This is a genomic window from Kaistia nematophila (assembly GCF_026343855.1).
Classification (GTDB): domain Bacteria; phylum Pseudomonadota; class Alphaproteobacteria; order Rhizobiales; family Kaistiaceae; genus Kaistia; species Kaistia nematophila.
This window is the reverse complement of record NZ_JAPKNK010000002.1, coordinates 417,586-431,262: the sequence shown is the minus strand read 5'-3', so window position 1 is coordinate 431,262 and position 13,677 is coordinate 417,586. Positions and strand designations below refer to the sequence as shown.

15 protein-coding genes are annotated in these 13,677 nt (G+C 66.6%); 10 read left to right on the top strand and 5 right to left on the bottom strand.

Annotated features, from left to right (window positions below; all coding sequences use genetic code 11):
* The first annotated feature begins 167 nt into the window (after nucleotides 1-167).
* Nucleotides 168-668, top strand: a complete 501-nt coding sequence (locus OSH07_RS06330) for a single-stranded DNA-binding protein (RefSeq protein ID WP_266337765.1) — start codon at nucleotides 168-170, stop codon at nucleotides 666-668.
* 238 nt (nucleotides 669-906) lie between these two features.
* On the opposite strand, the gene OSH07_RS06325 is transcribed toward OSH07_RS06330, so the two are convergent.
* The gene (locus OSH07_RS06325; RefSeq protein WP_266337764.1) at nucleotides 907-2,034 is read right to left on the bottom strand and encodes an iron-containing alcohol dehydrogenase; all 1,128 of its coding nucleotides are present in this window, start codon (nucleotides 2,032-2,034) and stop codon (nucleotides 907-909) included.
* A 137-nt stretch (nucleotides 2,035-2,171) separates the two neighbouring features.
* Here OSH07_RS06325 and OSH07_RS06320 point away from each other — a divergent pair, with 137 nt between their 5' ends.
* From OSH07_RS06320 to OSH07_RS06310, 3 genes are all read left to right on the top strand, one after another.
* Complete coding sequence (locus tag OSH07_RS06320; protein WP_266337763.1) at nucleotides 2,172-2,702, top strand: mismatch-specific DNA-glycosylase; 531 nt, start codon at nucleotides 2,172-2,174, stop codon at nucleotides 2,700-2,702.
* A 63-nt stretch (nucleotides 2,703-2,765) separates the two neighbouring features.
* Nucleotides 2,766-3,533 carry an MOSC domain-containing protein gene (locus OSH07_RS06315; RefSeq protein ID WP_266337762.1) on the top strand — a complete coding sequence of 256 codons (768 nt, stop codon included), beginning with the start codon at nucleotides 2,766-2,768 and terminating at the stop codon, nucleotides 3,531-3,533.
* Nucleotides 3,534-3,553: 20 nt separating this feature from the next.
* Nucleotides 3,554-4,330, top strand: a complete 777-nt coding sequence (locus tag OSH07_RS06310) for a glycosyltransferase family 25 protein (RefSeq protein ID WP_266337761.1) — start codon at nucleotides 3,554-3,556, stop codon at nucleotides 4,328-4,330.
* A gap of 7 nt (nucleotides 4,331-4,337) precedes the next feature.
* On the opposite strand, the gene OSH07_RS06305 is transcribed toward OSH07_RS06310, so the two are convergent.
* The 3 genes from OSH07_RS06305 to OSH07_RS06295 all read right to left on the bottom strand — a co-directional run bounded on the left by OSH07_RS06305 (nucleotide 4,338) and on the right by OSH07_RS06295 (nucleotide 6,422).
* Nucleotides 4,338-4,655, bottom strand: coding sequence for a hypothetical protein (locus OSH07_RS06305; protein WP_266337760.1), 318 nt, complete (start codon nucleotides 4,653-4,655; stop codon nucleotides 4,338-4,340).
* 121 nt (nucleotides 4,656-4,776) lie between these two features.
* Nucleotides 4,777-5,700 (bottom strand): CHAD domain-containing protein, encoded by a 924-nt coding sequence (locus OSH07_RS06300; RefSeq protein ID WP_266337759.1) that lies wholly within the window; start codon nucleotides 5,698-5,700, stop codon nucleotides 4,777-4,779.
* A gap of 68 nt (nucleotides 5,701-5,768) precedes the next feature.
* Entirely contained in the window at nucleotides 5,769-6,422 is a 654-nt protein-coding gene (locus tag OSH07_RS06295; RefSeq protein ID WP_266337758.1) for a MarC family protein, read from the bottom strand.
* A gap of 195 nt (nucleotides 6,423-6,617) precedes the next feature.
* Here OSH07_RS06295 and OSH07_RS06290 point away from each other — a divergent pair, with 195 nt between their 5' ends.
* Both OSH07_RS06290 and gyrA read left to right on the top strand, forming a co-directional pair.
* Nucleotides 6,618-7,487: a porin family protein gene (locus OSH07_RS06290; RefSeq protein WP_266337757.1), complete on the top strand. Its 870-nt coding sequence runs from the start codon at nucleotides 6,618-6,620 to the stop codon at nucleotides 7,485-7,487.
* A gap of 179 nt (nucleotides 7,488-7,666) precedes the next feature.
* Complete coding sequence (gyrA, locus tag OSH07_RS06285) at nucleotides 7,667-10,438, top strand: DNA gyrase subunit A (RefSeq protein ID WP_277614170.1); 2,772 nt, start codon at nucleotides 7,667-7,669, stop codon at nucleotides 10,436-10,438.
* Nucleotides 10,439-10,537: 99 nt separating this feature from the next.
* Here the strand turns inward: gyrA and OSH07_RS06280 are convergent, their stop codons facing one another.
* The gene (locus OSH07_RS06280; RefSeq protein WP_266337756.1) at nucleotides 10,538-10,768 is read right to left on the bottom strand and encodes a hypothetical protein; all 231 of its coding nucleotides are present in this window, start codon (nucleotides 10,766-10,768) and stop codon (nucleotides 10,538-10,540) included.
* A gap of 203 nt (nucleotides 10,769-10,971) precedes the next feature.
* Between OSH07_RS06280 and coaD the strand changes: the two genes are divergently transcribed.
* The 4 genes from coaD (at nucleotide 10,972) to yddG (ending at nucleotide 13,677) form a co-directional block, all read left to right on the top strand.
* A complete protein-coding gene (gene coaD, locus OSH07_RS06275; protein WP_266338184.1) occupies nucleotides 10,972-11,466 on the top strand; it encodes a pantetheine-phosphate adenylyltransferase in 495 nt (164 codons plus the stop codon).
* A 43-nt stretch (nucleotides 11,467-11,509) separates the two neighbouring features.
* The gene (locus tag OSH07_RS06270) at nucleotides 11,510-12,058 is read left to right on the top strand and encodes a peptidylprolyl isomerase (RefSeq protein WP_478293582.1); all 549 of its coding nucleotides are present in this window, start codon (nucleotides 11,510-11,512) and stop codon (nucleotides 12,056-12,058) included.
* 54 nt (nucleotides 12,059-12,112) lie between these two features.
* Entirely contained in the window at nucleotides 12,113-12,586 is a 474-nt protein-coding gene (locus OSH07_RS06265) for a peptidylprolyl isomerase (RefSeq protein ID WP_420909602.1), read from the top strand.
* Nucleotides 12,587-12,768: 182 nt separating this feature from the next.
* The gene (gene yddG, locus OSH07_RS06260; RefSeq protein ID WP_266337755.1) at nucleotides 12,769-13,677 is read left to right on the top strand and encodes an aromatic amino acid DMT transporter YddG; all 909 of its coding nucleotides are present in this window, start codon (nucleotides 12,769-12,771) and stop codon (nucleotides 13,675-13,677) included.

Here is a 13,677-nt window from a genome sequence, read left to right as displayed (position 1 = left end):
ACGGGATCTTGCCAGTTCGGCCGGAATTGTCTAGAACAAAAAGAGAACGCCGGGGATCCGGATGGCCCCGGCTGGATTGTTCTGGTGGACAAGGCCTGATTGTCGCGCGCGGGCCGTGTCATTTCGGGATAGTTTGGGGCCAGCAAAGAGGCAAGAAGGAACAGACCATGGCCGGAAGCGTCAACAAGGTCATTCTCGTCGGCAATCTCGGGCGCGACCCGGAAGTGCGGCGCATGAATTCAGGCGAGTCGGTCGTCAATCTGAACATCGCCACGTCGGAGACCTGGCGCGACAAGCAGAGCGGCGAGCGCAAGGAAAAGACCGAGTGGCACCGCGTGGTGATCTTCAACGAGAACCTCGCCAAGGTCGCCGAGCAGTATCTGAAGAAGGGCTCGAAGGTTTATGTCGAGGGCCAGCTGCAGACCCGCAAGTGGACCGACCAGTCGGGCGCCGAGAAGTTCACGACCGAAGTCGTGCTGCAGCGTTTCCGTGGTGAGCTGACCCTGCTCGACGGTCGCGCCGGTGGTAGCGAGCAGTCGGACTACCAGGGCGGCGGCGATTTCGGCCGTTCGAGCCCGCTGGAAGCGCCGCGCGGCGGCGGCATGTCGCGCCAGCCGGCCGCTTCGTCCTCCTACGCGGCCGACCTCGACGACGACATCCCGTTCTAGGATTTTGGATCGTCCGGCGCACTTCACCTCTCCCGTGGGGAGAGGTCGACGGCCGAAGGCCGGCGGGTGAGGGCGCAGGGAACCATCCGGTGAGGTCGTAAACCCTCACCCGGCTCTTCGAGCCGACCTCTCCCTCAGCGAGAGGTGAAGAACCCAGATCGTCTTGGATGAGAAATGGAAAGACCCGGGAAGCGGCCGCTTCCCGGGTCTTCTGTTTTTGGCGCCGGGATGGCGCCGATCAGACCATCACGCCGTCGAGGATGGCGCGGAATTCCTCTGCCGTCGCGGCGCGCGGGTTGGTGGCGTAGGAATGGTCGGCGAGCGCCCGCTCCACCACCCACGGCAACACCTCGTCGGTGACGCCGAGCGTCTTCAGGCCGGCCGGGATGCCGAGACGGCGGTTCAGAGCATCGAGCTCGTCGGCGAGATCGGCCGATGCGGGCAGTCCCATCGCGGCGGCCAGGCGATCGATCTTGGCCGGCACCGTCTCGCGGTTGAAGCGCAGGATCGACGGCATCAGGATGGCGTTGAGCGTGCCGTGGTGCAGGCTCGGGCTCTTGAGGCCGCCGAGCGCGTGGCTCAACGCATGCACGGCGCCGAGGCCCTTCTGGAAGGCGAGGCCGCCCTGCAGCGCGCCCATCATCATCTCGCTGCGCGCTTCGAGGTCGCTGCCGTCGTTGAAGGCGCGTTCGAGATGGTCCCAGATCCGGCGCGCGCCATCGAGGCCGATCGCGTCGGCGACGGGGTTCACGCGCGGCGACAGGAAGGTCTCGATGCAATGCGACAGGCCATCGAGCCCGGTCGCGGCGGTGAGCCCGCGCGGCAGGCCCAGGGTCAGTTCGGGATCGCAGATCGCGCGCTTCGGAATCAGGTGCGGGCTGATGAAGCCGAGCTTGCGGCCGTCGTTCAGCGTCAGCAGCGCGGCGCGGCCGACCTCGGCGCCTGTGCCGGCCGTGGTCGGCACGGCGATGATCGGCGCGACCTTGGCGCTGATGCGGGCGATGCCGCCGAGGATGGCGGCGTAGGGTTCGAGCGGGCCTTCATGCGTCGCAAGCAGCGCGACTCCCTTGGCGAGGTCGATCGGCGAGCCGCCGCCGACGGCGACGACACCGTCGCAGCCCTCGGCCTTGTAGGCTTCCAGCGCCGCGAGCACGGCGGCCTCTGTCGGGTTGGTCGGTATGTCCAGGAAGACCGGTGCGCCGGCGGGAAGGAGGGCGGTGACGCGGCCGAGCAGTCCGGAGGCCTGCAATCCGCGATCGCTGACGACGAGCGGCTTTGTTACGCCGAGCGCGGCGAGGGCGCCAGGCAGCTCCGAAACGACGCCGGCTCCGAATTCGATTTGCGTCAGGTAGTTTATCGTACTCATCCGTCTCTCTTCCCGTATGGTCGCGCGGGCCGGCGGCCCGGCGGGAGAGTGGCAGGTCTGGCCGGCGAGCGACAGATGGTTTTTGCCGGCCGGGTGCATTCACCGTCCGCCGCCCGTGCGTGAAAGGGAACCGATCGATGCCGATCTTGCCGGATGTACTGGCGCCCGGGCTGGATATCGTCTTCTGCGGCACCGGCGCCGGCGCCTGGTCGGCGCGAGTGGGCGCCTATTACGCCAATCCGGGCAACAAGTTCTGGCCGACGCTTCACGCCGTCGGGCTGACGCCGCGCCGGATCTCGCCGGCCGATTTTCAGGACGTGCTGGCCTTCGGCATCGGCCTGACCGACGTCGCCAAGGAGCATGTCGGCCAGGATACCGAGATCGACCTCGAGAGGGTCGATGCGGCGGCGCTGCGCGACAAGATCGAGCGGTTCCAGCCGCGCCATTTCGCCTTCACCAGCAAGCGTGCGGCGAGCCTGTTCCTCGGCCTCCCGACCGCTCACCTTCCCTATGGCGAGCAGGCGTCGCCGATCGGGTTGACGCGGTTGCATGTGCTGACGTCGCCTTCCGGCCAGGCCGGTCCGCACTGGTCGATCGAGCCGTGGCGGGCGCTCGCCCGGGCCGCCGGCCGGGACGCTGGACAAGCGGCCGGTTTCGCCGCTCAATAGCCGGGAACGCCGAGGGCGGCGCCGGCCGGGGTGGCGCGGCGAGACGACGGCGAGGGAACATCCATGGCGTCGATCGCCTCGCTCTATCGCTATCCGGTCAAGGGATTCTCCGCCGAGGCGCTTGGCGGCACGGCGCTTCATCCGCATCGCCGCTTCGACGCCGACCGCATCTATGCCATCGAGAACGGACCATCCGGCTTCGATCCGGCCGCACCGAGCTATCAGCCCAAGGCCAAGTTCCTCTGCCTCATGAAGAATGCACGGCTGGCGGGGCTTGAGACCCGCTTCGATCCGGCGACGCATGTGTGGTCGATCGACGGGCATGGAGCGCCATTTGCCGCCGACCTCTCCGACCCGGCAGGCCGGGCGGCGACGGAGGCGTTCCTGACAGGCTTCATGGGCGACGAACGGCGCGGGCCACTCAAGGTGCTCTCGGCGCCGGGACACGCCTTCACCGATGTCGGCAAGCCCTACATCTCCTTCATCAACCTTTCCTCTGTGGCGGCGGTCGCTGACCTGGTGGGCGAGGATGTCGATCCCCTGCGGTTTCGCGCCAACCTCTATCTGGACGGGTTGGAGCCCTGGCAGGAGTTCGAACTCGTCGGCAGGGAAGCGACGCTAGGCGGCGCGCGGGTGCGCTTCGCCAAGCGCACCCAGCGCTGCGCCGCGACCAATGTGAATCCCGCGACGGCGGCGCGGGACCTCGACATTCCCGGCACGCTGCTGCGCAACCTCGACCACACGGATTGCGGCATCTATGCCGAGGTGATTGCCGGTGGCGACGTCGCCATCGGGGACACGCTGCATCTGCACGAGATCGAGACCGGCTGATCGGGGGGGGGGGGGGCGAAATGCGCGTCGTCGTCATCAACCTCGATCGTTCGCCCGAGCGCCTGGCGACCTTTCGCGTCGAGGCGGAGCGGATCGGTCTTGCATTCGAGCGGCTGGTGGCGGTGGAGACGCAGGCGAACGCCGCGCGGCATGGTCGGCTGACAGCCGGCGAGGTCGGCTGTTTCGAGAGCCACCGTGCGGCCTGGCGATACCTGGTGGAGAGCGGCGATCCGTGGCTTGCGGTGTTCGAGGACGATGTGGTGCTCGCGGCTGCCGTCACCGGCTTCCTCGCGGCGCCGGGGCGGTTTCCGGCCAGGGCGGACCTGATCAAGCTGGAGGCCTTTCCGGATACGGTCACCATCGCGCCACGCGCGCTGGCGTTCGACGGCTTCGCGCTGCACAGGATGCGGTCGCGGCACCGGGGATCGGCGGGTTATGTCATCTCGCGCCGCGCGGCCATTCGTCTCCTGCAGCGGACGGAAGGGTTCAGGCGGCCGATCGACGTGGTGGTGTTCGATCCCCGCGACGAAGCTGTCCGTGGCCTGCGCATTCACCAGGCGGTGCCGGCGCTCTGCATCCAGGAGCATCTGCTGGCGGCGCGCGCCGGTAGCGCGCCCCTGCATCCGAGCCTGATCGAGCATTCGTCGGCTCTGGTTCGGCCGCCGCCGGCAACGCAGCGACAGAGGCTTTCGCGCGAGATCCTGCGCGTGGGACGGCAGATCGCCGGGCGGGTGAACGCGTCGCGGGAGGCCATCCTGCGCTCTCGCCGGCTGGTGGTGCCGTTCCTCGAGGCTTGAGCGCTTCCTACATCGGCACGACGCGCAGGATGCTCCAGCGCGAGGTGCCGGAAACGACGTGCGGCTCCAGCTTCTTACCCCATTCGACATGGGCGGGGATTTTCGAGATCGCCTCGAACAGTCGTTCCAGCTCCGCCAGGTTCTCGACCGTAAGATTGTTCTCGATCGTGGCCTCCAGCGCGCCGATCGAACCGGTGACGACGGACGAGCGGCCCGGATCCACGCCGACCTTGGCGCCGATTTCCCGCTCCCATTCTTTCATCAGTTCGAGGGCTTCCTGCTTGTGTCCGAAGCGAGCGTCGATCTGCCAGCGTGCAATGAACATGACCGGTCCTCCGAAGCGGAAATCGCCGTCCGCCATGACGGCAACCCGAGGTTACCATGCGGAAGGAGGGGCCGAACTTCACGTCTGTGTGGCGCGGCCAGCGCGACTACCGGACGCGCGACTACCAGAATCGCTTGGCGTTTCGAAAGTCGCGCCAGCGCGCGTCGAGGGCGGCAAGGCGGTCGATCTTGTCGCGCGCCGCCCAGCCGGTCATGGCGCCGGCGGCGCGCTGCACCCCCGGCGAAAAATCGTCGGCGGCGACATGCTCGAGCAGGCGCTGCGTCGTGGCCATGACGGCGAGTTCGTCGAGTTCCGCCCGTAGGCCAAGGACCCGGTCGCGATAGCGTTTCAGGCGGGCCGAACGTGGCCAGAGCGGCGCCAGGCATTCGAGCGCATGGGCGAACTGCCGCACGGCCCGGTCCACCTCGCGTCGCTCCTCGTCCGAAAGGCGCGACAGCCGCTTGCCGCTCCCGCGCAGGCGACGGTCCGCGCGGGCGATCTCGCGGCGCGCGCGTCCGTCGATCCGGGCGGCAAGGCGCTTCGGCATGCGGCCGTCGGCTTCGCGCCAGGGCGTCTGAGACAGCAGCAAGGCGACGCCGAGCAGCGCCTTCTGCGGCAGCGGCCCGGCGAGCAGGTCGCCGGTCCGTCGATAGCTCTCATGGCGTGCGGCGGCCGCGCCTTCGGTGAGCGCCGCGATATCGGCCGTACCGGCCAGTTCCTCGATCCGCCGGGCCAGGGTTTCGGAGATGAAGATGTCCCAGTTGCGGGCTTCGCCGAGGCCGTCGGAGAGGGCGCGCGCATCGCGGCGCGCCGTCTCGAACGGAGCTTCCGCCGCGAAGCCGGCGCAGAGCTCCAGCCCGGCGCCGAGCCGCTGCAGCGCCATTCGGAGCGCGTGCACCGTGTCCGGTCGCGGCCGGTCGAGCGCCGCGCGCACCGCCGTCACCAGCTCCGCCTGGCCCGTCGTCAGGATCGCGGCGATGGCCGCGTCGGCAGTCATGCCGGCGGCGAGCAGGGCGTTACCCTCGGGGGATTTGCGTTTCGGCATGGCGGGCGTCCGGCGGAACGGGATTTCCGGGTCTCTCTAGATCGTTCCGGCGCTGGCCGGAAGGGACCTCAGCTGCCGATTGCTGCGCGGGCGATGGCGGTGACGCCATCCGCGACGAACTGCACGGCCAGCGCCGAGAGCAGCACGCCGAGAAGGCGGGTCAGCACGATCCGCCCCGTATTGCCCAGCATGCGATCGAGCGGGCCGGCGAGCAGAAAGACGAGCAGACAGCATCCGATCAGCATGGCGATGATCACCAGCAGCCCGAGCAGCCCGATGGTGCTCGGCGCCGAGGCGGAGATCAGGATCGTCGCCGAAATCGCGCCCGGCCCGGCCATAAGCGGAATGGCGAGCGGGAACACGGCGAGATGGTGCACGTCGGTGGGGTCGTGCTGCTGCTCTTCCTCAATGGCGCGGGTCGCGTTGGCGAGCTTGCGCTGGTCGCGCCGCTCGAACACCATTTCGAAGCCGATCCAGAACAGCAGCAGACCGCCTGCGATGCGGAAGGCCGCGAGCGAGATGCCGAGGAAATTGAGCAGGCCTTCGCCGACGAGCGCGAAGGCGTAGAGAATGGCGATGGCGGTGAGGGTGGCGCGGACGGCCGTCTGCCGGCGCTGGCCGGATGTCATGCCGCGCGTCAGCCCGACGAATATCGGCGCGAGGCCGATCGGGTCGATCGTGACGAACAGGGTGACAAGCGCGTTGAGAAGGTAGTCGAGCACGTTTCTACGCCCCGCCAAGCTGATCTGGTCATAGCAGTGTAGGCCGGTGGCTGTCATCCGGCCCGCCGCTCGTTCCCTAGGGGGCAGTCGCCGGCCGCGTGCGACAGATGCGGCGTCGGCGGCCTTGGGTTGTTGACGCCGGCTCGCCACGACGCCAGCTTGTCGCCGACTTTGGACTTCCGGGGGAATCAAACCTTGAATTCGTCGCATTCGGGCCGCCGCCTGCGCCATGCGGTGGCGACCGCCGTCCTGCTCGCCATCGTCGCTGCGTCCGGCGCTTCTGCCTCGGCCGCGGATCTTGGCGTGTCGCAGGAGACGGCGCCGGCGCGCCAGAGCGATTGGTCGGTGATCGTCAGCCCCTATCTCTGGGCCGCGTCGTTGCAGGGCGAGGGCGCGCTGCGCGGTATTCCGGTCAATGTCGACGTGCCCTTCAGCGAGACCTTCAAGAATCTCGACATCGGCCTGATGGGCGTCGTCGAGGTAACGAACGGCGCGTTCGGCGTCTTCGTCAACGGCGAGTATGTCGACGTCACCAGCGAGAAGACGTTCCGTCCCAAGCTTCCCGTCATCGGCCAGACCGAAGTGAATGTTGGGGCGGGCACGACGACCACCATCGTCTCCGCCGGCGCCTATTACCGGGCCTTCGAAGCGCCGCTCGGCGGCGACAACGCATTCGGCGGGGCACGCGTCCTTGCCATCTCGCCGCTCGCCGGCCTGCGCTGGACCCGGCTCGAAGGCAACCTCAGCGTGGAGGTGCCGGACGTGGCCTCTCGCGACGTTTCCGACAGCGTGCAGTGGGTCGATCCGTTCGTCGGTGCGCGCGTCGACATCGACCTGACCCCGCGCTGGAACCTGGCGATCGAAGGCGATGTCGGCGGCTTCGACATCGGCTCGCGCATCAGCCTTAATGGGCAGGCCTATCTCGGCTATCGCACCCAGATCCTGGGCCACGAGACGATGTGGCGGATCGGCTATCGCGCGCTCTACCAAGACTACACCAAGGGCGGATTCGACTGGGACGTCACCCAGCACGGCCCAGTCATCGGCGCGTCGGTTCGCTTCTAGCCCGGCGCTGCCGCAGCGCACTCTGGCGGGGCCGGCGGGTCGCCTTTTGCCGGCGTTGCGCATTGCCGATCCCGACCACGCCGAAATGCAGGGAAATCCGGCATTTCGGCGCGATTCCTTGAGTCTGCCACATGCGGCCTCTATGATGTCGGCAATCGAAACTGATTCCGGAAAATAACTTGTCCGATACCCACGAGCCGCCAAGCCCCGACGAGCCGGGTGATGGCCGCCCTTCCGACTTCGAAACGATCTCGATCACCGATGAGATGAAGCGGAGCTATCTCGATTACGCGATGAGCGTGATCGTGAGCCGCGCGCTTCCGGATGCGCGTGACGGCCTCAAGCCGGTGCACCGCCGCATCCTCTATTCGATGAACGAGAACGGCTACGACTGGAACAAGTCGTATCGCAAGTCGGCCCGTATCGTCGGTGACGTGATCGGTAAGTACCACCCGCATGGCGATCAGTCCGTGTACATGGCGCTGGTGCGCATGGCGCAGGACTTCTCGATGCGCGTCATGCTGGCCGACGGCCAGGGCAACTTCGGCTCGGTCGATGGCGATAGCCCGGCCGCCATGCGTTATACCGAGGTCCGCCTCGCCAAGCCGGCGCACTCGCTGCTGGAGGACATCGACAAGGATACGGTCGACTTCCAGGACAACTACGACAATTCGGAGCGCGAGCCGGTCGTCCTGCCGGCGCGCTTCCCGAACTTGCTCGTCAATGGCGCCGGCGGCATCGCCGTCGGCATGGCGACCAACATCCCGTCGCACAATCTCAGCGAAGTCATCGACGGCTGCGTCGCTTATCTCGAAAACCCCGGAATCAGCATCGATGAGTTGATGGAGATCATTCCGGGTCCGGATTTCCCGACCGCCGGCCTGATCATCGGCCGAGCCGGCATCCGTGCCGCCTATCACGAAGGCCGCGGCTCCGTGCTGATGCGCGGCCGCGTGACGGTCGAGACGATCCGCAAGGAACGCGAGGCTCTCATCATCCATGAGATCCCGTACCAGGTGAACAAGGCTACGATGATCGAGAAGATCGCCGAACTCGTCCGCGACAAGCGGATCGAGGGCATCTCCGACATCCGCGACGAGTCCGATCGCCAGGGCATGCGCGTCGTCATCGAGCTGAAGCGCGATGCCGTTGCCGACGTCGTGCTAAACCAGGTCTACCGCTACTCGCCGCTCCAGACGTCCTTCGGCGTCAACATGGTGGCGCTGACGGGCGGCAAGCCGCAGCTGATGAATCTGAAGGACCTGATCCAGGCCTTCGTCGTCTTCCGCGAGGAAGTGGTCGCGCGGCGCACGCGCTTCCTGCTCGCCAAGGCGCGTGACCGCGCGCATATATTGGTCGGCCTCGGCATCGCTGTCGCCAATATCGACGAGGTCATCCACCTGATCCGCACCGCGCCCGATCCGTCGACCGCGCGCGAGCGGCTGATGGAGCGGCACTGGCCGGCGGCCGACATCGCGCCGCTGGTCGCTCTGATCGACGATCCGCGCCACAGGCTCGCCGACGACAGCACCTACCAGCTGTCGGAAGCGCAGGCCCGCGCCATCCTCGACCTGCGCCTGCAGCGCCTGACAGCCCTCGGTCGCGACGAAATCGCCGACGAGCTGAACAAGTTGGGCGCCGAGATCGCCGACTACCTCGACATCCTGCGCTCGCGCGCCCGCATCGTCGCGATCGTCCGCGAGGAACTGATCGCCGTTCGCGACGAGTTCGGCACCCCGCGCAAGACCGAGATCCTCGACGGCGGCGTCGATTTCGAAGATGAAGACCTGATCCAGCGCGAGGACATGGTCGTCACCGTCAGCCACGAGGGCTACATCAAGCGCGTGCCGCTGGTGACCTACCGGGCCCAGCATCGCGGCGGCAAGGGTCGCGCCGGCATGGCGACGAAGGACGAGGATTTCGTTACCCGCCTGTTCGTCACCAATACGCACACACCGGTCGTGTTCTTCTCCTCGCGCGGCATCGCCTACAAGATGAAGGTCTGGCGCCTGCCGCTCGCGGCGCCCCAGGCTCGCGGCAAGTTCCTGAACAACCTGCTGCCGTTGCAGGACGGCGAGCGCATCACCTCGATCCTGCTGCTGCCGGAGGACGAGGACAGCTGGTCGACGCTCGACGTGATGTTCGCGACGACGCGCGGCACGGTCCGCCGCAACAAGCTGTCCGACTTCGTCCAGGTGAACCGCAATGGCAAGATCGCCATGAAGTTCGACGAAGAGGGCGACGCGATCGTCGACGTCCAGCTCTGCTCCGAGCATGACGACGTCTTGCTGACGACAGCCAAGGGCCAGTGCATCCGCTTCGCCGTCACCGATGTCCGCGTCTTCAAGGGCCGTGACTCGACCGGCGTGCGCGGCATCTCGCTGGCCGAAGGCGACCGCATCATCTCGATGGCGATCCTGCATCACTTCGACGCCAATGGCGACGAGCGCGCGGCCTATCTGAAGATGAGCCGCGCCGTGCGCGGCGAGGTCGAGGACGCGACGGTCATCGAGCACGATGCCGACGAGACGCCGGGCAGCGCCACGCTGCCGCAGGCGCGCTACGCCGAGATGAGCGCCGCCGAGCAGTTCGTCCTCACCATCTCCGAGAACGGTTACGGCAAGCGGACCTCGTCCTTCGAGTACCGCATCACCGGTCGCGGCGGTAAGGGCATCGTCGCCATGGCCGTCAACGAGCGGAACGGCGATCTGATCGCCTCGTTCCCGGTCGAGGATGCGGACCAGATCATGTTGGTCACCGATGGCGGCCAGATGATCCGCATGCCGGTCGGCGGCGACAAGCCGATCCGCATCGTCGGCCGCGGTTCGCAGGGTGTCATCGTCTTCAACACCAATGACACGGAGAAGGTCGTTTCGGTCGACCGCCTCACCGATGTCGAGGAAGACGGTCCGGAAGCGGAATCCGCGCCGCAGGCGCCGACGGAAGGCTAGCCGGTTCTCCAAATGAGTGACGCCGGCCTCAGGGGTCAGGCCGGCGTCATTTCGGGGGAGGCTAGGTTTTGGAGGTCGTCAGGGTGTGAGGGGAAACCCTCAGTTCGCGCCCGGGAGGGGAACGCGAGTGATGACGGAGTAGCCCTCCTGCCGCTCGACGACGGCGATCATCGGGGCTCCGGCATTGTCCATGGCCGAGACGGAAAGGCGATCGCCCTTCTTGGCTGCGGGAACGTCCCGGTCGGAATAGGCGGCTGCGCTGGCGAAACCAACCGCAATGGTGGCTGCGGCGCAAGTTGCGAGAATGGCGGTGTGGAACCACGATGTCATGGCTTGCCCTCCGTGTGCTGTTGCGCCGATATGTGGACGCAACCTGCTCTTCTGCCTATGAACCGCATCACAACTGGCTGTTCATTGACTATTCATCTGGGGAAGCAATGCGGGTTTGTGAAGTTGGTTCCTTGATGAAGTCTTTCTTTCCTTCGTAAACCTTGCGTGAGAATCCGGTGTCATTCCGGGAGCGGGACGTGAACATGGCGCGTGTTGGACTGTATCCGGGCTCCTTCGATCCGCCGACCAACGGCCATCTCGACATGCTGCGCGCGGCGCTGGCGGTGGTCGATCGGCTGGTGGTGGCGATCGGCGTCCATCCCGGCAAGACGCCGCTCTTTTCTTTCGATGAGCGCGTGGCGCTGATCCGCGAGCTGGCGGACCAGATCGAGGGCGGGGCGGGGCGAATCGAGGTGATGTCCTTCGATGGGCTGACCATTGATGCGGCGCGCGATTGCGGCGCTTCGGTGATGATCCGCGGGCTTCGCGACGGCACCGATCTCGATTATGAGATGCAGCTCGCGGGCATGAATGACGGCATGGCAGCCGATATCCAGACTGTTTTCCTGCCGGCAACGTCCGCGACGCGTCATATAACGGCGACGCTGGTGCGCCAGATTGCGAAGATGGGCGGCGACGTTTCTGCCTTCGTTCCGGCGGCCGTTGCCCGAAAGCTGACACAAAAATTCAGTTCCTGACGTCGCCGCAAAGGGCGGTACCGTCCACCGACCGGAGGTCTCTGTGACCCGTTTCCTTGGCCTGTTCGCGGCGATCGCCGCTGCGTTTCTCTTCATTGCCGCGCCCGCCCAGGCCGCGAGCGAGAAGCTCGACCCCGAGAACACGATCTATCTCGACCTGAAGGATGGTCGCGTCGTGATCAAGCTGCGCCCGGACCTGGCGCCGAACCATGTCGCGCAGATCAAGAAGCTGACGCGCGAGGGCTTCTACAACGGCATCGTCTTCCACCGCGTGATCGACGGCTTCATGGCGCAGACCGGCGACCCGACCGGCACCGGCATGGGCGGCTCGAAGGAGCCCGACCTCAAGGCCGAGTTCTCGAAGGCGCATTTCGCCCGCGGCACGCTCGGCATGGCGCGCGCGCAGAACCCGGATTCGGCCAACTCGCAGTTCTTCATCATGTTCGCCGATGGTGGCTTCCTCGACGGCCAGTACACCGTCTGGGGTGAAGTCGTCGACGGCATGCAGTATGTGGACAAGATCGCGAAGGGCGAGCCGCCGGCAAACCCCGATAAGATCGTCAAGATGCAGATCGCCGCCGACGCCAAGTAAGTCGGCACGTTCGCTGCGCCGTCTTCCGGCGCGGCCCTACAGAAGGAGATAACCGTGGCCGAAATCAAGGACCCGGAGAACACCCTCATCCTCGAGACCACCCAGGGCACGGCGATCATCGCTCTGCGTCCGGACCTCGCTCCCAACCACGTCGCGCGCATCAAGGAACTGGCCCGCGAGGGCTTTTATGACGGCATCGTCTTCCATCGCGTGATCGACGGCTTCATGGCGCAGACCGGCGATCCGACCGGCACCGGCATGGGCGGTTCGGGCAAGAAGCTGAAGGCCGAGTTCTCGCGTGAGCCGCATGTCCGCGGCACCGCCTCGATGGCCCGCGCCCAGAACCCGGATTCGGGCGATAGCCAGTTCTTCCTCTGCTTCGGCGATGCGCGCTTCCTCGACGGCCAGTACACCGTCTGGGGCCAGGTGATCGAGGGCATGGAGAACATCGACAAGATCAAGCGCGGCGAGCCCGTCCAGAACCCGGACAAGATCGTCTCGATGAAGGTTGCCGCCGACGCGGCGTAAGCCGTCGCGGTTCGCGGCTGGTCTTTCCGGCCGCCCAGGTTGAAATGCAGCGCGTCCCGGCCATCGCCGGGGCGCGCTTTCTTGTAGTCGGGGGCCATGCCGCGTGCCTTCCTGACCTTATTGCGGCGCAACCGTCTGGCCGACCATCCCTCGCGCCAAGCTGAATTTCACAGGAACGGATCATGCTCGGCGTCTCGGTGGCGGGCTTTCCTCGTGCGCGGATCGAGCCGCCCACGCTCATCGGTATCAGCGCGGTGTTGATGTGGAGCGCCACCATCGGCCTCTATCGCAACATCTCGGAGACCTTCGGCGCCGTCGGCGGCTCCGCCCTGATCTTCACCTTCAGCGGCATCGTCGCGACGCTCTATGGCGGCCGCGCCGCCTTCCGCGGTCATTCGCGCCTCTACCTGCTCGTCGGCGGCGCGATGTTCGTCACCTACGAGATCGCGCTGGCGCTCGCCGTCGGCCTCGCCCAGGACCGGACCCAGACGGTCGAAGTGGGCATGATCAACTATCTCTGGCCGTGCTTCACCATCGCGCTCGCCGTCATGGTCGGGCAGGCGAGGGCGGATCTTCTGCTGGTGCCGGGGGTGATGCTCTCGCTCGCCGGCGTGCTGCTGGCGTCGTCCGGCTCCGGCTTTTCGCTGCATTCGATGCTCGATAACGTCGCCGGCAACCCGCTGCCCTATTTCCTGGCGCTCGTCGCCGCGATCACCTGGCCGCTCTACACCATCTTCACCCGGCGCCTGTCGGGCGGAAAGAGCGCCGTGCCGCCTTTCCTGCTGATGACGGCGGCTTTGCTGTGGGTCTATTATTTCGCCAGCAACCAGCCGCCGCTGCATTTTGATCTGCGCGGCCTCACCATGACACTCCTGTTCGGCGTGCTGACGACGCTCGCCTATTCCGCCTGGACCCATGGCGTCTCCCACGGCAACCTCACCCTTATGGCGACGGCCTCCTACTTCACGCCGCTGCTGTCGGTGATGCTGTCCAGCATCCTGCTCAACATGATGCCGGGCATGAATTTCTGGGGCGGCGCGCTGCTCGTCACCGGCGGCTCGCTCGTCTGCTGGTTCGCCTCGCGGCAATAA